The 19,747-nt window shown below is 57.1% G+C and carries 13 protein-coding genes and 1 tRNA gene; 9 read left to right on the forward strand and 5 right to left on the reverse strand.

Annotated features, from left to right (window positions below; all coding sequences use genetic code 11):
• The first annotated feature begins 94 nt into the window (after positions 1–94).
• From NF876_RS29150 to NF876_RS29165, 4 genes are all read left to right on the forward strand, one after another.
• Positions 95–9,772: a hemagglutinin repeat-containing protein gene (locus tag NF876_RS29150; RefSeq protein WP_262271821.1), complete on the forward strand. Its 9,678-nt coding sequence runs from the start codon at positions 95–97 to the stop codon at positions 9,770–9,772.
• A gap of 1 nt (position 9,773) precedes the next feature.
• Complete coding sequence (locus NF876_RS29155) at positions 9,774–10,256, forward strand: contact-dependent growth inhibition system immunity protein (protein ID WP_210812473.1); 483 nt, start codon at positions 9,774–9,776, stop codon at positions 10,254–10,256.
• A 182-nt stretch (positions 10,257–10,438) separates the two neighbouring features.
• Entirely contained in the window at positions 10,439–10,879 is a 441-nt protein-coding gene (locus NF876_RS29160) for a contact-dependent growth inhibition system immunity protein (RefSeq protein ID WP_210812472.1), read from the forward strand.
• A 260-nt stretch (positions 10,880–11,139) separates the two neighbouring features.
• Positions 11,140–11,394 carry a trypco2 family protein gene (locus tag NF876_RS29165; RefSeq protein ID WP_210812471.1) on the forward strand — a complete coding sequence of 85 codons (255 nt, stop codon included), beginning with the start codon at positions 11,140–11,142 and terminating at the stop codon, positions 11,392–11,394.
• Positions 11,395–11,598: 204 nt separating this feature from the next.
• Here the strand turns inward: NF876_RS29165 and rnhA are convergent, their stop codons facing one another.
• The 3 genes from rnhA to NF876_RS29180 form a co-directional block, all read right to left on the reverse strand.
• Positions 11,599–12,078, reverse strand: a complete 480-nt coding sequence (gene rnhA / locus NF876_RS29170) for a ribonuclease HI (protein ID WP_210812470.1) — start codon at positions 12,076–12,078, stop codon at positions 11,599–11,601.
• Positions 12,079–12,470: 392 nt separating this feature from the next.
• Positions 12,471–13,763: a DEAD/DEAH box helicase family protein gene (locus NF876_RS29175; RefSeq protein ID WP_210812469.1), complete on the reverse strand. Its 1,293-nt coding sequence runs from the start codon at positions 13,761–13,763 to the stop codon at positions 12,471–12,473.
• Positions 13,764–14,741: 978 nt separating this feature from the next.
• Positions 14,742–15,227, reverse strand: a complete 486-nt coding sequence (locus NF876_RS29180; RefSeq protein WP_210812468.1) for a hypothetical protein — start codon at positions 15,225–15,227, stop codon at positions 14,742–14,744.
• 710 nt (positions 15,228–15,937) lie between these two features.
• Here NF876_RS29180 and NF876_RS29185 point away from each other — a divergent pair.
• The gene (locus tag NF876_RS29185; RefSeq protein ID WP_210812467.1) at positions 15,938–16,261 is read left to right on the forward strand and encodes a hypothetical protein; all 324 of its coding nucleotides are present in this window, start codon (positions 15,938–15,940) and stop codon (positions 16,259–16,261) included.
• A 75-nt stretch (positions 16,262–16,336) separates the two neighbouring features.
• Complete coding sequence (locus tag NF876_RS43560; RefSeq protein ID WP_371823224.1) at positions 16,337–16,642, forward strand: DUF6894 family protein; 306 nt, start codon at positions 16,337–16,339, stop codon at positions 16,640–16,642.
• A gap of 73 nt (positions 16,643–16,715) precedes the next feature.
• On the opposite strand, the gene NF876_RS29190 is transcribed toward NF876_RS43560, so the two are convergent.
• Both NF876_RS29190 and NF876_RS29195 read right to left on the reverse strand, forming a co-directional pair.
• Positions 16,716–17,684 carry a tyrosine-type recombinase/integrase gene (locus NF876_RS29190; protein WP_210812466.1) on the reverse strand — a complete coding sequence of 323 codons (969 nt, stop codon included), beginning with the start codon at positions 17,682–17,684 and terminating at the stop codon, positions 16,716–16,718.
• A gap of 110 nt (positions 17,685–17,794) precedes the next feature.
• A tRNA-Ala gene (locus NF876_RS29195) sits at positions 17,795–17,870 on the reverse strand.
• Between the two features lie 181 nt (positions 17,871–18,051).
• Here NF876_RS29195 and NF876_RS29200 point away from each other — a divergent pair.
• From NF876_RS29200 to folD, 3 genes are read left to right on the forward strand one after another with little or no spacing between them, the layout of a single operon-like run.
• Entirely contained in the window at positions 18,052–18,342 is a 291-nt protein-coding gene (locus tag NF876_RS29200; protein ID WP_262271822.1) for a YggT family protein, read from the forward strand.
• Between the two features lie 13 nt (positions 18,343–18,355).
• Positions 18,356–18,673, forward strand: coding sequence for a DUF167 family protein (locus NF876_RS29205; RefSeq protein ID WP_210812464.1), 318 nt, complete (start codon positions 18,356–18,358; stop codon positions 18,671–18,673).
• Entirely contained in the window at positions 18,670–19,572 is a 903-nt protein-coding gene (folD, locus tag NF876_RS29210; RefSeq protein WP_210812463.1) for a bifunctional methylenetetrahydrofolate dehydrogenase/methenyltetrahydrofolate cyclohydrolase FolD, read from the forward strand. The genes NF876_RS29205 and folD overlap by 4 nt, the downstream gene beginning before the upstream one ends.
• The last annotated feature ends 175 nt before the right edge of the window (positions 19,573–19,747 follow it).

Raw genomic sequence — 19,747 nt, forward strand, 5'->3', positions numbered from 1 at the left:
ATCCTGCACCAGGAATAGGGCTGATGCCGGCCATGCCGGCGGGGGAAGCGATATGTCGAAGCTTGTGTTTGGCCGACTTGTTCGTGAGACGTCGGTGCGTGCGTTCAGCAAGAGCATGCGGCAGGGGCTTGGGCACAAAGCCGGCCTGGGCTTAGCCATCATATCGCTTGTAATGTCCCTTTATGCGCCCGCTGCCATGGGCCAAGTGATCTCCGATCCTCGAGCGCCCATTCAGTTCAAGCCGAAAGTCGGTGCCTCGGCCAACGGCACGCCGGTCATCGACATCGCCAAGCCGTCGTTCGGCGGCATCTCTCACAACAAATTCCAGCGCTATGACGTCGATACCCGGGGCGTCATCCTGAACAATTCGAAGCTGACTGGAACGTCGATCCTCGGCGGGAAGGTCGTCGCGAACCCGAATTTGGCTAACCAGCGTCCGGCACGTGTCATTCTCAACGAGGTAACCAGCAGCGCCACATCGACTCTGAACGGTCCGACGGAGGTGTTCGGTCGCAAAGCAGACGTCATCATCGCTAATCCCAATGGCGTGGGCTGCGTCGGGTGCTCGTTCATCAACAGCGACCGCGTCACGCTCTCCACCGGCACGCCGCTCCCCGATCAAAAACGCGGCACGGTTAAATTCGATGTCAGCCGTGGAACGGCTTCGGTCGCAGGCAAGGGCCTGCTGGGCATGGACTCGCCTATCGACGATGTGGACCTCATCGCCCGTCAGCTCAAGATCAATGGCCCTATCCAGGCCAAAGACAGTGTACGGCTTCGCGCCGGAGCCATGGTCTATGACCAGAGGGGCGACCAGATCGTTCCGAACGATCTCTCCAAACTGCCGATCATTGAAGGTTCTGCAATTCAGTCGAGTGCTACGGGCAAGATTACAGCTGGCACTCTGTCGATCTTATCGCGAGATGTCGATGTTGGGATTGACCTGAAGGGAGACCTGTCGGCCTCTGCGGCCTCGATTGTGATCAAGTCCTTTGGCGACGCGGCCCTTGCTTCCGCAAAAACCAATGGCGACCTTCAGATTGAAGCGGATGGACAGATCACGCTCGCGGGTAACAATCAAGCCCTCGGCCGCATCACAGCCGCGGGCAAGCGGATTACGGTGTCCGTTGAGGGACAACTAGCGGCAGGCGACGCCATCGTCATGGAGGCGGTTCAGTCGCTGGCCGCCCGCGGTGTGCTCAAGGCGGGCAATGCAGTCAGTCTCGTATCTGGCGATCGCTTGATTGCAGAGGGCGTGGTCGCATCCAATGGTAAAATCGCCTTCGAGGGCAAGGCGATTCGCGGAAAGAATCTTGAGATCAGCGGCAGCGACGTTTCCATTGCCGGCCTTGAGAGCGCCGCCCTGGAAGGCACGACGATTATTGCCACCCACGACAGTGTCAAGGTTGCTGGGCAGGAACTCAAACTTGGAGAAGGAACCATCTTTCAGGCCAAGAATCAGCTCCTGATCGACGCTAAAGATCGGCTCACAAATGAAACGATCCTCGATTACGGTAACCTCGATCTCGCGATCCGTAACAGCTTCATCAACGCGAAGACCGGCCAGCTGGTGCAAGATAGCGTGCTGCTGACGCTCCGCGACCATCTCGACAATGCAGGCACAATCTATGGCCGTCAAAAGACAGTCATCGAGGCCGGCCTGCTCTCCAACACCGATACAGGTGTCATCTACGGTCCCGAAATGTCCCTCAACGTTGCGGGGAGTTTCAAGAATCTGGGGCAAATTGTATCCGAGCGGGCACTCAAGATCATTGCGGGTGACATTCTGAACGATGGAACCGTTCAGACCGACGGTTCCCTGAATGTGAAAGCCACGAGTTATCGTACCAACTCGTCAGCTGCTGAGCTGGCCGCGAAAATGACTGATTTGATCCTCTCCGGTGCGCTTGAGAACAGTGGACAGGTGCTTGGTGTCGAGCGTTTGACGTTGGAAGCCGGCGATATTTCCAACAGGAACAGCATTCGGACAGACGGTGCCTTGAGCCTTCACAGCTTGAGTTACCGTGCTGGTAGCGATTCAGCTGTTTTATCCGGAGCAACAGCAGCTCTCACCGTCACTAACCTGTTCGAGAACAAAGGAAAGGCGACGGCCTCGGACCACCTTGCCCTGAAGGCTGGCTCTCTGTCCAACCTTGGCGTGGGAAGCGCAATCACGGCCGCCGATGCAGACCTCGACATCAAGGGCAGCGTGACGAATGACGGTACGGTCGGAGGCGTGTCGGGGCTCATCGTCAAAGCTGGCGGTCATGTGACATCCACCGGGGCGCTCTTGTCCAGCGATGGAGATCTGACGCTGACTGCAGGCGGAAAGATAATCTCCGGATCTGACCTCATCGCGAAAGGGGCGATGGCGATCACGGCTACAGCGTTCGAGTCCGGTACGACTGCCGCCCGCCTGGGCGGCACGACCATCACGGTGGATGTAAGCGGTGCCTTTTCCAGTCTCGGATTGATCAGCGGTCAGACCAGTGTCGATGTCGCTGCCGGTTCCATTCTTCTCGGCCCCTCGAATGTGGATGGAACGGCAGGTGTTCTGACCGCGAAATCCGTCAAGCTCACCGCCAAGGTCGGTAATACCGACAACCAGGGGATCGTCAGTGGCACCGATGGCCTGACCGCCTCCGCGGCTGGAACAGTGATCAACGGCGGCACTCTTGCAACGGACGGGGAGTTGATGCTGACGGCAGGCGCTTATCGCTCCACAGCGCAGGCTCAACTCGGCGGTAAGACGGTCACACTCCGCCTGTCCGGAAATCTGGACAATCTTGGATTCATCTCCGGCTCCGACCTGATCGACATTCAGGCGGCTTCGGTCTCGAATGGGCCAACGATTATAGACACACGCGCGGGACAGATCCTCGCCCAGACAATCAAATTAGGTAGCGCAGAGAAGGCTCTCGGCAGTTTGACAAATAGCGGTGCCATCGAATCCGCTCAGAAAATCTCGTTCCATACGGGAACTCTCGTCAACAGCGGCTCCCTGATTGCCAATGTCGATGCCCTCGTCTCCGCCTCGGGTCATGCAGTCAACAGTGGCAAGATTGGTTCCGGCTCCAGCCTGGAACTGACGGCAGGCTCCTACACGGCCACTGCAGGTGCCGAGCTCTCCTCAAAGGAACTCAAAATCACCTCCGATGCTCTCGACAATTCCGGGACGATCTACGGCTCGGTTGGCCTTACGGTCGAGTCGGCCTCACTGATGAACCGAGGTATTGCTTCCTCGATCGGCGGAGGGGGAGCGACGATCAAGGCTGTGGGCCCTCTGTCGAATGAGGGCACGATCGCGGCGGTGAAGGACCTCGTTCTGACTGCCGAAGGATCTATTGCCAATGCAGGCAGCATCATGGCGGAGAGCGGTAAACTCACGCTGAACGCCGCGTCCGGGGACATCGTGTCGACAGGTGTCATGGCTGCGGCTGGTGCGCTCGATGTGACGGCGTCGTCCTTCTCGAGCGCGTCGCAGTCGGCAAAGCTCGGTGGCGGCACTGTGGCCCTGCATCTGACCGGCGACTTTACGAACAATGGCCTCGTGAACGGCGGAGCGGATCTCTTCATCAAGTCACGCGACATCTCCAATGGTCCCGTCGTCGGGGACAGCGCCGGCCGCATGGCTGGCGCGATTGTGAAATTGGAGGCGAGCGGAGACATCACCAACCAAGGTTCTGTCGAAGCAGACACTTCTCTCACGATCACCGGCGGAGGAGGACTGACCAATTCCGGAACGCTGGCGACCAATCAAACTCTCTCGGTCGATGTCGCAGACTCGATTATCAACCAGAGCAAGATCGCCGGTGCCACGCTGATCCTTAAGGCATCCAGTTATTACGGAACCACCTCCTCGTCGCTGAACGCGTTCGATCTCACGGTCAACCTTCCGGGCGCGTTTGCGAATGCAGGTAGGATCGACGCGCGTGGGCTCCTGACCTTGACCGCCCACGAAATCACGAACGTCGCCGGCGGGGTTATCGGCGCGGGCGGGATCACCTTGACGGCGATGGGGGATCTCACGAATGCCGGGACCGTCAAGAGTGAGTACAATGGTGTCCTGGATATCAAAGGAAAGCTGACGAACACGGGTAATCTCCAGGCCCTGAAGAGCATAAAGGTCACGGTGGTCGGCGCAGTCGACAACAGCAACGTGATTCAGGCGGCCGAGAAACTTGAGGTCACCGCAGGTCCGATCACCAATCGGCAGGATGGAACGATCCAAGGCAAGGAAGTCTCGCTCACCTCGACGGGCGACATGGTCAATGCCGGCGTCATCAGCGGCGAGGATAAGATCCTCATCAGGGCCAGCAGCCTGAAGAACCAAGGCGTCAGTCGAACGAACTATGCCTCGATCTCAAGCAAGCTGCTCAGCGTCGATGTATCCGGAGCCCTGACCATCGGGACGAACTCCCTGCTGCAAGGAACGGAGAAGGCCGTCGTCAATGCTCAGACGGTCAGTGCCGGTTTCTTCAAGAAGGATACGATTGCCGAAGGATGGTTCAACTTCGGCGAGAATCTCAATTTCACCCTGACGCAGGGGGGATGGACCTTCGACCAGGATTTCAAGGTCAAGGGAGACCCGAGCTTCACGGTTGCCGGCAACATTTTCAATCATGCTGTCGTCGCCGCGGGCGGAACCCTCACCCTCGTGTCGACCGGTGGATCGATCACCAACGGCGCTAATAACCCCTCGGCGCCCGGCGGAGACGTGATTTATTCCGGTGGCAATATGGTCCTACAAGCCCACAATGATCTGAACAATTTCGCGTCGGTCATCCAATCGGGCGGCAACCTTACCATCAATGTGGGCGACGACCTTCGCAATGTCCGCACGGCCATAAAAACGGTTGCCGATGGTTCGGCGGCCACCGGATACCCTTATGACTGGAAGTACACCAGCTTCTTCACCAAGCAGCTTGAAACATCGGGGCCGTCGACCATTCAGGCGGATGGATCGATCAATATCAATGCCGGTACGGTTCTGAACGAGGCCTCGACTGTCGCTGCGGGTTTAAACCTAACTATAACTGCCAATAAGATCGAGCATCTGGCTCGCACATTGATACGCCATGAGACCATCATCAAGACGGGTGGCGATACCAACGTCGGTCAGATCTTTGACGGGATCGATCACTCCTACGACAAGACTCCGGCGCTCTTCTATGCAGGCGGCACTTACGCTCATAATTCTAACATCTACGCGCAGCACGGCACTGTCCAGGCCGATCAGATCATCATCAAGAGCCATACGGTCACGGTCGGCATCACGAACCCTAACATCGGTACGGCGCCGTCCCATATTCCCGATCCCGTCATCGATCTCGCGGATGCTCTTCAGCTGCTGGGCGCGGGCCTCGTGCCTGGCAGCGGCCCGGCCTATGTCGAGGATCCGAGCGCTAGCAGCGGTCATGTCAGTGGAAAATCAGGGGACACACTCGAAGCATCGGTCGATGCGAATGGAAAGCCGATCAAACGACCCGCCGACAAGGACGTGAAGGTCAATGGCCGCGTGTCCTTCCTTTATGCGACGCCGATCGCGTCTGGGCAGAACGAGCGCAATCCGAGCTGGATCTTCGCGCAGGTTAACGCGAGCGCAAAAGATCTCGCCTTCTTTGCGGATCCCGCCACTGAACGGCGGCTGATCCAGCAGGCGCTGCTCGAGCAGACCGGCCGCGCCATCCTCGATCCGAAGTATCGCAATCCCAAGGAGCAGCAGGAGGCGCTGTATGAGGCGACGGTCGATTTCCTGCGGGAGAACCAGGACATTAAGATCGGCGACACGCTGACGAAAGCGCAGCGCGCCAAGATCACCAAGCCGATCCTCTGGTACGAATATCAGGTCGTCAACGGCAAGAAGGTACTGGTGCCCCAGGTCATCCTGCCGGAAAAGGACCTCGCCAAGTACGCCGCCGTCACGGGTGGCGCCATGTTCGCCAACGACATCTCGATCCAGGCCGACAAGGTCACCAACACAGGCACGATCCTGGCGGTCAACTCTCTGAGCATCGACGCCAACGAATTCCTGAACGAAAAACGGGTCGCCCGAAGCGGCGAGCTGACGGCCCTGTTCGAGACCCAGGCCGGCGGCATGCTCAGCGCCAAGACGATGATGATCGCCACCAAGGGCGACCTGATCAACCGCGGCGGCTCCATCATCGCGAGCCAGGGGCTTTCCTTGACCGCAGGCGGCAGCATCCGCATAGAGGCGCAGACGATCACCAACAGCGTTTTCTCGGGCAAGACCAAGAACTGGAGCTTGACCACCGACGTGACCCATGTGGGTGGCCTTGTCTCGTCCGGCGGCGATCTGGTCATGAAGGCCGAGAAGAAGCTCGACATTCTCGGCTCGACCGTCACTGCCAAGGGCGATGCGCTGCTCGTCGGCAAGGAGGGTGTCTCCATCGCGTCCGTGTTCGACGAACATGACATGCAGGCGGGCGGCAAGAAGAACGGCCTTCTCTCCAAGTCGAGCTTCAGCGCGTCGGAGCATAGCCTCACGAACCTGAGTTCGGTGGTGTCGGCGGGCAAGAACCTCACCGTGCGCTCGGAGACAGGGAACATCGAGGTGGCGGCGAGCCACCTCATGGCCAAGAACGACCTTGCGGTTCTGGCCGGCTATGACGCGAACGGACATGCGATCGCGGGCTCCAAGGCCTCCGTTCACGTGCTCTCCGAGCAGGACGTGAAGGAGACCGCCTTCTCGCAGAAGAAGAGCGGCGTCGGACTGTTCTTCACAGGCAGCGGCGTCGACATTTACCGCTCGACGAAGACGGCAAACACCAGCTACGAGGCGCGCAACGTCGCCTCCTCGCTGAGCGCGGACGGCGACGTGACGGTCAAGGCGACCCGGGACATCAAGATCATCGGCTCGGTGGTGGCGGCCAAGGATTACGTGACGCTCGATGCCAAGCGCGACGTGATCGTCGGCACGGGGTTCGATGCCGCCGGCTCGACGTCTTCGAAGAAGGAGAAGGGCATCGGCCTGACATGGTCGGGCGGGAACGGCGGCTTCAGCGTTGGCGCGGGCTATCATGCCTCGAGCCAGTCCTCGGCCGACGACAAGGTGACGGTGGCGCGCTCGCTCATCAAGGGCGACAAGGGCGTGTCGGTGACGGCGGGCGACGACATCGTCATGACGGCGGCGAGCGTGCTCTCGCAGGGCCATGTGAGCCTGGACGCCAAGGACGACATCAAGCTGCTGGCCGGGTTGAACCGGGAGAGCTCGTATCAATCGTCGAAGGAGATGTTTGCCGGCATTACGCTGAAGGTGAGTCAGAACGTGACGGGAGCGGCGCAGCAGCTGCAGCAATCGGTGGGCACCTTCACGTCGGGTTATGGCGGGGTGGGCTACAGGATCCTGGGCCAGGTCTCGGGCGTGCTGCAGGCGACCGATGCGCTCAAAAGCCTGACCAATCCGACGGCGAGCGCGAGCCTGATGCTGGGCGCCTCGGGCTCATCCTCGTCGAGCCGGGCGGTGGCCTACAACGCGGTGCCGACCACGATCAAGGGCGGCACGTTCGGCCTGGCTGCCGGCGGGGATGCGCATCTCGTCGGCACGCAGATCACAGTCGACAAGGATCTTTTGATCGACGTGACGGGCAAGCTGACGGTGGAGAGCGCGCAGAGCTATGCCGAGACGTCGAGCAAGGCCGAGAGCTGGAATGCCGGGGTGGGGCTCTCGGGCAGCCTTGGGGCGTCGGGGGTCACGCTCGGGCTGACGGTGGAGGGCGGGTTCTCCAAGGACAAGGCGTCGAGCTGGCAGGAGACGCAGCTCAACGCGCATCTGAGCGCGGGCGGCAAGGCGACGCTCAAGACCGGCGGCGATGCCACCTTTGCCGGCGCGGTGGTGAAGTCCGCGAACATCGACGCCGACATCGGCGGCAATCTGACGATGGCCTCGCGCCAGGACACGGCGCATGGCAGCGCGTCGGCGGTCAACGGCTCGGGCTCGGCGACGATCGGGATCATCGGCCCGTCCTGGGTCTCGGTATCGGCGGGCGGGAGCAGGAGCACGTCGGACAAGGCCTGGGTGAGCGAGCAGACGGGCCTGTTCGCCACGAACAAGCTCGACGTCTATGTGGAGAAGCACACGCAGCTGAATGGCGCGGTGCTGAACGCTGACACGGGCCAGCTGACGCTCGACACCGGCACGCTCGGGTTCAGCGACATCCTCGACCACGACACGAGCACATCGATCAGCGCGCAGGTGGGCGTGACGACCCCTGGCGCTCCCGGCAAGCTCCCCGGGGTGAGCGTGCAGGGCTCCTATGCCAGCCATGACATCGAGCAGGTGACGCAGGCCACGGTCGGCGCAGGCACGATCATCGTCCGCGACACGGACAAGCAAGAGCAGGACGTCAAGGGTATCAACCGCGATGTCGACGAAGCGCAGGTGATCACCAAGAACGAGCGCGAAGGGGTCGAGGTCTATGCCTCGATCAGTGCAGTCCAGGAGATCGCGTCCGGCTTCGAGGGCATTCAACAGAATATCCGGAACTTTGAGAACCTTCCCGCCAATGTCAAAAATGGCATCGATCAGTTTCTTGCGTCGGGCGGCACGCTCGGCAAGACGGTGGACAAGGCACTCGGTGGGATCCTGAGCCAACTCGCCGGCCCAAATGCTTCGCGTGTCGGTGCTGCGCTCAATAGCGGCGAACTCGACTACAAGACTTTGGCGAAGAGCCTGTCGAATTGCGGCCAACAGAGCTTCAACCTGCACGATCTTCTCTTCGCGCCTGCCTATGCCAGCGGCGGCTGTCCGGTGCAGTTGAGCAACGGCGAGACCGTTTACCTGACGAAGAGCGAGCAGGACAGCTGCTGGTATGCGGCAGGAAAGGTGGCCTTAGGCATCTTGGAGCGGGGCACAATCGGACATGGGGCCGCCTCCATCGGATTTGCAGCAGGAACGCTTGCCGCAGCCGGAAGCGACCTGCGGGCGATGGGCGATCTCGGCGGCTATGCCGTTGCCTTGACCTATGGCGCGGAGGATCCACGCCGCAAGGAGGCGGAGCAGTTCTTCGGCGCGATGCGCGACCAAGTTGTGACCATGCTCAAAGACCCTGCCGGCACTCTTAAAGGCGCGGCTGTGGAGATGATCAATGGTGTCCAGGATAAGGCCATCCTGTACGCGCAAGCTGCAGAGCGAGGCGATTATGTCGCCATGGGGCGCATCGAAGGCGAACTGGCATATGAAGTCGGGTCAATCATTGCATCCGGCGGCGCAAGCGGGGCTCTTGGCAAAGGAACACTTAAAGCTCTCAAATCCGCAGTTCCGAAGATTGCTGAAGCTGTTGATCTCGGCTTGGGCAAAATCTCGCTCAAAGGAACAAAAATTCTTGATGCCAATATCAAATGGGGCGGGGGCATTCTGGATCAGGGCATCCCCTGGGAGGATTATTTGGCAGGACAACTGCCAAAAGAGTCCAGGCTCCCTGCCAACTTCAAGACCTTCGACTTCTTTGATGAAGCAAGCGGTGTTGCCACGAGTGCGAAGACATTGGATACAATGACGGCTGCGAAGCTCGCGGACCCGAAGCAGGTCTATTACTCGCTGAAGGCGAATATCGATGACGTGCTTGCGTACAATAAGACAAACAATTTAGACCGCGTGTCGGTAAATCCTGACAAGATCCAACTGCGCGAGCTCCAGGTTGCTGTTCCCCAGGGAACAACTGCGGCGCAATGGGAATATATCGCGAAAGCAATCTCCTACGCGCAAACCAGAAGCAGTAGTCTGGTCGTGAAGGTAACAGTGGTGAAGTAAGATGGATGTGCCAGTTTGGACAAAGAGTGCCAATGCTCTAATCAACAGAGAGTTTATCTCCATACAAGCCAATTCTGGGTACAGGTCATCTATGGTGGACCATGAGGCGGAGGAGTTCTTAATGGAGCCGAATGCCTCCGATCTGGCTCTCGGAGCAGCGATCCTAAAGAGCCTATCTCAGAGCAGATTCCTACCGCTTGCGGAAGCCCAGAGCCGTCGCGAGCGAGTCGCAGAGCTATATGATGCATGGGTGGCAAAGATCATGGAGCGATATTCCTATAAATCCAAGCGCGCCATGTTCAAGAACATGAAAAACTGTGGGATTTATCTCGTTGAAGGACAGATCAGAATCTGTCCCATGCGTCACGACAAGCTTGAAGGCTGGGAGGGACTCGAAAAGTCCGAGGACGTATTTGTTCCTACTGATGCGCCTCTGGAGGAGATAGGGGTAGCCTTGAGGCTCGCTCTCAGCCGTTGTCTGTGAGCGGGATCGAGAGGCGGCGAGGGGATCACGATTCATGCGGGCCGCAACGCCACAATCGTGGCGGCGAGCGTGCTCTCGAACGGCCATGTGAGCTTCGACGCCAAGGACGACATCAAGCTTAGAGCTATTGCTTATGCCGCGGGAACCAGCCAAAATATTAAAGTAATCGTGACTGTGATAAAATGAAAATCATCACTCAAAGAAAGTGGTCAAGCGCATATAAAAATGATGATTTTATATGCATTGTCATTCAATCAGGCTACCGTAGCTCTGCAATAGAGGCCAACGAAGTTTATCGTTTGCTCTCAATAGATGTAGATAATGAAATCCTAGGCTCTACTATCAATGAGTGCTTGAGTAGAAGTAGATTTTTGTCACTAGAAGAAATTCCTGATTTTTTTGACCTTTTACGGGTGGAAAGAGACTATGCTCTTTGGGTCGGTGATTTGATCAACAGGTATAAATACAAAACCAAAAGGGCTTTGTTCAAGAACATGCTTAGCTGCAATATGGTTATTTCAGATGGTTCGTTAAGGATTGAGCCAACCATTCACGAGAAACTCGAAGGTTGGAGTGGTCAGGGAAAGGAGCAAGCTACGGCCAATTTTAGCTACGGGTTCTAAAATTACTTATCCTGAGAGCCTGCATGTAGTCCGTGAACTTAGAGGCGGAGGCAACATTCGAACGCTCACAAATAAGCTGCAGACCAAACGTTGGGAACCTGAACGTGCGCCGTCGCCGTCGCGGCCAACGGCCATTGATGAACATTCACCATCCACTCCAACACCTCCAGGGATGTTGATTATGGTGGAGGCAACGGAAGGTAAGAACATTATCACGAGCGACAAACAGCTATCACAGGTAGGTTAAAATGAGCATGAGATTGAAGGAATTGATTGGGTCTTTGAAGAATGAACTGCGTGAAGCCAGTTTAGGCGCTGAAGATCCTATGTTTACTTTAGATGCTGCCACAATCAAAACCCGGATAGCGGTCGTTGATAAACGTTCAACGGCTGGTGGTGTTGAGATCTATGTTGCGAGTGCGGATGTCGAGACTGCACGGGAGAACACGACAGAGCATGAGGTAACGATTAATCTTAAAGGGATCAATGGTGATTTGCTGTTGGGTTCTGATTGATCCCTCAACCAACTCTATCATCATGCTCTAGCAGCCATTCAACTATTTCCGCAATCACCGACAATGGATTGGGTTTTGTTTGGGGCTAGTGGGTCAGCAGCAACGCAGTTCAGAAAATACCCTAACAAACCCATAGATCAGGAAACCCTCTCAGTTGCCGTGATTAGCTTCCGAGAGGGGCATAGCTCAGCGGTAGATTAGCCCTTAGCGTAGTCTTCCAGCAATCCCAATCGCCTCAGCCGCCTTCTGAGACTCAGCATTAGCAAGTCGATCAACGCGCTCGTTCTGCTCATGCCCTGCATGACCCTTGACCCATTGCCAAGCGATCTTCCGGCCTTGGATCAGCCTGTCTATCTCTAGCCAGAGTTCCTGGTTCAGCACAGGCTTACCATCAGCCTTACGCCAACCCTTTGCTTTCCAGCCCTTAAGCCACTGGGTCGCGCCTTTGATGACGTACTGGCTATCGCTGTGAATGATAATCGGAATGGAGTGAGGAACAGCTTCAAGCGCTTTGATAGCAGCAAGCATTTCCATCTTGTTATTTGTCGTTGCCGTGTCTCGGCCCACAATAATCTGCTCGTCCCCTGCAATAGTGACAACGGCTGCATAGCCTCCTGGTCCAGGATTTCCAAGGCAAGCGCCATCAGTGAAGACAATGGCGTGTTCAGTAGTCTCTTTGGTCATGTGATTTTCGATCATTTAGTGAAGGCGACTATAAGCATCGGAAGGCGTTAAGATCGTCTGGTAAGCGACGGCGTTCACAGTGAGCTTCCTGTCTTTCCGTCAAGCCATCAGATTTTAAAGCCAAGGTTAACCTATGGTTAGCGTTGCGTGTCTTACGCTTTGGGCTAGACAGTGGAAAGGCTCACGATGCGTACTCTCAAAAACTCACTGGTCCTGCTCGTATCGGCCTCAGTGCTTGGCCCGTTCTTCATCATGTCAGCGTATGCAACTACGATCCTGGCTTCGGCCTTTGTTGGTCGGTAGGTGCGGCCAGCGACCTGAGAATATCGGACCAAAACCATAAGGCGGATAACTCTCTCAGCCGAATGTTGCAGAGTCCGAGAGGGTAGTTGTTAAGCAGCTAGCTTCTGATCCAATTCAATCAGCTCTTGAACGCTTGCGGTGTTAAGCCATTTGATAAACAGGCTTCTCATACGTTCTGATGGGATAAACACCTTGATTGGCAGGTCATCTCTGATCTGACTCCGCCATATCCATTGGATCATCTCAGACAGGGCATGAAGCTCCTCATAGACAGCGATCCCTCTGTCCTCAAAGTAGCCCTTGATCATGGGGTTGTGGAACAGATTGCAGAGGTAGGCGAGTGACTTCTTGTGCCTGTAGTCATTCGTTGCCTTAGCGTTATTCGGTATCCAGCCCTTAGCGTATCGAGCGCCCTTAAGAGGCTTTCTGACTTTGCTGTAGGCGGTCCACGCATTGTCGTTAGCAGGGGTCTGAGCAGTCATCCTAAACCAATGCTCAGTGGAAGCCTTGAGCTTCGCTAACTCCTCCGGTGTGCGCTTCTCATACCAGCCAGAGGACATAGGGTGTTCACGACCCTTAGGCTTACCTCTGTCATTGGCCGGACCTTCATAGACAGTGATCAGCCTTCTCAGCTCTGCCTTCTTCTCAGTCTCATCCGCGTGATCCCGCCATGAGACGAGCTGACCATCTCTCAATGTCATCATCTCAAAGTCCAGACCCTCAGCTCTGAGGTAGGCAGACATTGGAGAGCCGTGGAACATATAGGTCAGGACATAAACCTGATTGAAGCACTTGAGGAAGTGGGTCGGAAACTCCCAGATCAGTGCTGTGTCACGATAGAGGACGAGATTGCCGTTATCACATAGGTCACGGATTGAGTTGAACTTGCCTGAGTAGCGAGGGTAGTCCCTATGGTTCCACTTGAGACGCTTCGTGTCTGGGTCTGCATAGACGAGATGATCTTGAAGCAGGAGCTTCCTGTCTGACGCTGACAGACCGTCAAACATAGTCACACAGTCCAGAACCTCATCAATGATCAGTGTGTAGTTCTGCTGACTGAGCTTCTCGTAAATGTCTCTAGTGAGGAGCCGAAAGAGAGCATGGGTCGTACAGATGTTAGCCCCTTCCTCGATCAGTGTTGAGAGGTGGTGGAGCTTACGACCCTCTACAGGCTGAGGGTCACGAAAGTTGAGGTTATGGCAAGCCTTACTGATCCTATCAACCTCAGACAGCAGTGGAGCGACATAGAGGAAACGAGGAGCCTGATAATCAGGATTGAGAAAGGACTGACCTAAAGACTCCTCATGGGTCTTGTTGATCAGGTAGATCATATAGGTTGTCTTCCCTGACCCCATGATGGAGTCGATGATTGTGATAGTCATGAATGTTCCTAAGGAATGAGAGTAGGCTGTTGTCTCAAGACACAGCTCTACTGGAAACCGACCACACACTAGTGATCAGTCTGCTTGTTGATGATGGTGTTGAGGTTGAAGCTAAGGAATGGGTCTACCCCATACATCTCTCTGCTTCTCTCTTTAAGGGTGCGTCCCCTAAAGTATTGAAAACTAATAATCTGTTCCAGTTTAGTCCAAGTTTTGTATTGCAAAATCTGGACTGTCCGTCAGGCGGGTTGCGACCTTTCAAACATTGAGCGCACCGTAACGCAGAGACGTTTTACTTTATGGGAGGGAGAATGGCGTCTCTGAGCTGTCTCCTGCGTCCCAGCGCGGTGGTAGTCGTTGCGAGTACGTGAAGCGCCTTGCTTAATGGAAGTTACAATTCTCTGAGCTGTCCCTAAAGCTAATGTCCCGCCTGTCATCGGAGTTCTCTTTATGGTGGCGGTATTGGCTCTCTGAGCGTTCCACTGATTGTCAGGAGCAGTCATGCTAGTGTGCAAGGCACTTTGCTTAATGGAAGACACAATTCTCTGAGCTGAGTTGAAGGCTGACGTTCCGCCTGTTGATGCAAATGGAGATGCGCGTTGCTTAATGGTAGGTACAACTCTCTGAGCTGAGCTAACCGCTAATATCCCGCTCATGAGTTAGGAGCTGAAAACGCTTTGCTTTATGGACGACACAATTCTTTGGGCTGAGCGCCAGGCTAATCTTCCGGCCGTGAAGCGGCTCTGAAATCGCTTTGCTTAATGGGTGGAACAATCCTCAGGCGGTGCGACTGGATCCTCTGTCCAGCTCAGGAATGAGCAAGAGCGACGTTGTCTTAATGGGCGACAGAAAGCCTCGTGCTGGGTCCCACGCGCACCCTTCCGATTGATCAGCAGCAGAACGGCGCTCTGCTTAATGAGAGGAGAAATACCGTAAGCTCAGCGCAAGCCTTAGGAAGACGCTTCTGCTAGGTGGGCCTCAGAGCGAGTCGTTATCAGCATCCTCTTGGTCAAGCCAGTTTTGTAACTGAATCAACTCCTCATCAGTTGGCTTGCTCCTCACTGCGTCAACGCTGTACCAAACCTCATCCAACTCATCGGCAATGTCCTCTAGTGATTGAGTCCAATCTTCGAGAACTGACGGAGTTACATCCAGGAGATGTTCAATCTTACCCCTCCGTACCTTTCTCACGACGAGATGACCACCATCGAAGACATCAAACCACCACTCGCCATGGATTAAGTGATGACGCTTCTCACTTATCTCTTTGAAGCGCGTGACCGCCGCATCCATTTGGAGGAACCGGTCCTCTTCGAGTCTTCCCCGAAAGAGCCGCCTCATCTGCTTTGGCAAGTCCTTAGTCCCTGACCTGTCTACGAAGTCTACAGCGGCTGCTTCATTCTCATGTTCAAGCTGAGCCAGGGTAACAACAGCGACTGCGGCACGGCCATACGCCAGCATCATCCGTCCAAATGGCTCAATGTACGGTTTCAGTTCAGGACTATGCAGTCGCGGAAATTGGATTGTCACTGTGTTCTTCCGTTAGGATATGAGCCGCATTACCCTGAACCGCATCTCTAAAGTCACGTCAAATCGCAACTGTTGCCCTAGCGTCAGAAGTCAGTGCATGGCTCCCTAGGCTTGTTATGGCCGAGTTTGCTACTTACTTATCAGGTATGAAAACCCTGCTCCTCTTCATCGGTACGGTTCTGCGTAGCCGCATCATCCAGCGTAAGGGGCTAGGGGCAATCCCAGCCATCTATAAGCTCATCCTACACTGGTGGTCCTGGACACCGCTTCAGCCAGAAGCCCAAGTCTCCGGTGTGTCTGAATACCAGGAGCAGTCATTAGGCGTCGCTCCTGCTGAACGGGTCGAACTCCTAGCTCAGCGGAAGGTGCTAGTCGGTCTCTTTTGATGTGAGCCACTGCCTAACTTCAACAGGCGACGATGAGCGTCAGTACGAAAGCAAAGGCTGCGCTGGTCAAGGAGAGCGTATTGTGCACGGAAGCCAGCTTGCCTCGGCGGTTTGCTCCCCGCAGTCTCGTCGCTGAGCAACACCGCCTCCCCCAAAAGAGCAGCAAACCTGAGCTTATTTATTGATCCATGTGAAGGCCGCTGCTCCGAGAGCCTGTACGGTTATCTCAACCAATGCGGGGAGAGGTAACATGGGGATGTGACCTATAATGTCTGCTTAAAGGCTCTTCATCAGGCTTATCGTGATCTTGAGGAGGCGCGGCTCAATCGTCGTGAAGCCGCCCATGCCCTCGCCACGATCCGTGAGACTCTGGATCAGGCTTTGGACCTTGCCTACCAGCAGCAGTCCTTTGGGCCACTCAACAGCCTGTTCGATAAGGAAGAGGCTGCGCTGGCCGTCTATGAGCAAGGCGTCACCAAGGTTCGTGAAGCCGAAGGGCGCTGGTCAGCTATGAGTGTAGCCTTGGCGTACGAGAAGGAGCGAATGATGGCCGGACATTTGCCTTCCGGTCACATGAACTGACTTGTAGGGAGGCGTTGGAAATAACACCTATGAGTAGATTGTTGCTGCGGCTTTCTTGGCTAATATTCCTGCGCCATGCCATGTTACAATCTGTTCCTTTATAACCAGCACAGCCGAGTCAGGTATCCTGAAACTTTAGACCTTTCCGATGTTGATGCTGCTCAGCGCGTCGCTAGGAGGGTAGCAGATGTCTTTATGGAGGTCGTCCCATATTGGGATGAACTCACTGCTGAGCAGCAGGGTCGCTATGTGGTTGAGATTGTTGATGAGGCGGGTGGGCTGCTTCTGACCGTGCCTTTCATAGAGGCGAAGGTGTCGGACGAAACTATCACTCACAAAGAAAAGCCCCGCCAGGATTGCTCAACTGATGGGGCTAGTTAGAAGGTCTAGGGAGGAAGAACGTAACCTTCGGGTCTCAAACTAGTGAGGTCCACAATTGTTGCGTTGGCTGATCCTATACAGCCACCTTCTCCGGTCCGAGATGAGTGTAGCGGCTCAGCATCCGTGGATCACGATGCCCACTGATAAGAGCAACCTCAGGCACACTCAGACCATATTCAAAGAAGCGAGACACAGCCTCATGCCTCAGGTCATGCAGCCGTAAATCCTCAAGACCAGCTCTCTTCCTCAGCCTCTCCCATGCAAGACGCACAGCATTAGGCGTCACAGGGAATACCCGCTCGACTTTCCTCTCCAAAGAGGCCAGTATCTCGACCGCCTTAGGAGTGAGCGGGATTGTGCGAGGATGGCCGTTCTTGGTCTTTAGGATGCGGATGGTCGGAGCAGTCATATCAACGTCCTTCCACCAGATAGACAGGAGTTCGCCGCGCCTCATCCCTGTTTCAATGGCAAGGGCAATCAAGGGACGAAGGTACCAAACCGAGGCTGAGGCGGCTGATGCTAGAGTGTTGCCCTCTCCTTCTTCCAGTCGCCTTTCGCGTGACCTCTGAGCCTCGGGCATTGTGATCTGCTGAACAGGATTATTGAGGATGGGCAGACTCCATTCTTTCTTAGCAACCTCGAAGCAGTGTTGAACGATAGCAAGCTCACGCCTCACGGTTCCTGGTTTGACGAGCTTGAGTCGGTCATCGCGGTATTGAGCAACCGCCGCAGGAGACAGCTTATTGAGAGATACCTGAGCGACGGCATGAGCCAGGATGGTCTTGATCCTATATTGCTCAGGTTCTGCCCCGCGCTTGGCTGGGGTTATTGTTTCGCTGTATCGGCGCAGAAGGTCGCCCACGGTCATGCCCTTCAAGGCACGCGCAGTGGTCGGGAGTTCAGCGCGGTCGATAGCTCGTTCCTGGTCCCTTGCCCACGCTGCGGCGTCAGACTTGGAAGGAAACGTCTTTGATAGGGGAGGGTAGCCTTCTCGCCGGACTTGAGCTTGCCAGGAAGAGCCGCGCTTGCGGATGGTCGCCATTATCGTTTTCCGTCTAGCTGTGACAACGCTGTGACGGATTGGCTTATTTGGCTGGTAGGGGCGTCCTAGTCCTAGAGCTGAAAGACAAGGCAATTCAGCATCTTAGCACTTGGTGGAGCTGAGGGGATTCGAACCCCTGACCTCTGCAGTGCGATTGCAGCGCTCTCCCATCTGAGCTACAGCCCCGGTCGATTGAATCGAGCCAAGTAGCGGTGGTTTTAGGCCTGCCGGCTTTGGTCTGTCAATCGGCCGGGTGAGACGTTCGAGACCATCTCCGGACGGGAGGATCCGGCCAGCCGGGGTTTATGGGTTGTTCAGCCCCGCTTCAGTCGCTACATGAGCATCGCCGATCCCCGACAGGTTTCCCATGCGCGCCCTTCTCAACGTCATTCTGCTGGCCCTGCAGCTCTATACCTATCTCATCGTCGCCTCGGCGATCCTGAGCTGGCTGGTCGCCTTCAACGTGGTCAATACCCGCAACGATTTCGTCCGCTCGATCTGGAACTTCCTGGATGCGGTGACCGAGCCGGTCCTGCGCCCGATCCGGAGCATCCTGCCCAATCTGGGCGGGGTCGACATCTCGCCCATCCTCCTGATCCTGCTGATCATCTTCATCCAGAACCTGATCGTCGACTACCTGATGCCGATCGCCTTCTAAGGGGGGGAAGGCCTTGGCCTGGAGCCTCCGCCCTGGCGGCCTGGAGGTCCGGGTCCGCGTGACGCCCCGGGGCGGGCGGGATGTGCTCGACGGGCTCGAGAGCTTGGCGGACGGCCGGACGGTGCTGAAGGTCCGGGTCAGGGCGGTGCCTGAGGACGGGGCCGCGAATGAGGGTGTCCGGCGCCTCCTCGCCAAGGCGCTCAGGGTTCCCGCCTCGGCGGTGAGCCTGGAAGCGGGCGCCACCGCGCGGCTGAAGACGTTTCACATTGCGGGCGAGGGGGAGAAGCTTTCCGCCGCGCTCGCCGCATTGACAGGATGGGACATCCCATGAGCGCCACGATCATCGACGGAAAAGCCTATGCCGAGGGATTGCGCGGCCGCATCGCCGGGGCCGTCAGTGATCTGGCCGACCAGGGCTTCACCCCCGGGCTCGCCGTGGTGATCGTCGGCGAGGATCCGGCGAGCCAGCTCTACGTGAAGAACAAGGCGCGCCAGACCGTCGAGGTGGGCATGCGCTCCTTCGAGCACAGGCTGCCGGCTTCCACCGGCGAGGCGGAGCTTCTCGACCTCGTCGCCCGGCTCAATGCCGATCCGGCCGTGGACGGCATTCTGGTGCAGTTGCCGCTGCCCCGGCAAATCGACGCCCAGAAGGTGATCGAAGCCATCGATCCGGCCAAGGACGTGGATGGCTTCCATCCGATCAATGCTGGCCGGCTGATGACCGGCGTGCCGGGCCTGGTCTCCTGCACGCCGCTCGGGTGCCTGCTGCTGGCGCAGTCGGTGCGGCGGGATCTGTCGGGGCTCGATGCCGTGGTGGTCGGGCGCTCCAACATCGTCGGCAAGCCCATGGCGCAGCTGCTCATCGCCCAGAGCTGCACGGTGACGGTGGCCCATTCGAAGACCCGCGACCTGGCCGATGTGTGCCGCGGCGCGGATCTCCTCGTGGCGGCCGTGGGGCGGCCAGAGATGGTGCGCGGCGACTGGATCAAGCCCGGCGCCATCGTGATCGACGTGGGCATCAACCGAGTGCCGAACCCGGCCGCCGGCGAGGGCAAGACCAAGGTGGTCGGCGACGTGGCTTATGCGGAGGCCGCCGGGGTCGCGTCCGCCATCACGCCGGTGCCCGGCGGCGTCGGCCCCATGACCATCGCGTGCCTGCTGCGCAACACGCTCGAGGCCGCCTGCCTGCGGCGCGGCCTCGCCATGCCGGCGGTGGATTTCGCTGCCTAAAACATCGGATCCGGCAGCGGATGCCGCTTCCGGATCCGGGGCGGATCAGTTCGCCGCGAAGCAGTAGAACAGGCCCGCGCCGCCGGTGCCCTTCAGGGCGTCCTGGCTGCAGCCGCCGCGGGACGCGTGGGACGAGTTCCAGGACTTGGCCGGAGGCGACTCGTCGAGGCCCGTG

It is taken from the genome of Microvirga yunnanensis (assembly GCF_025460875.1).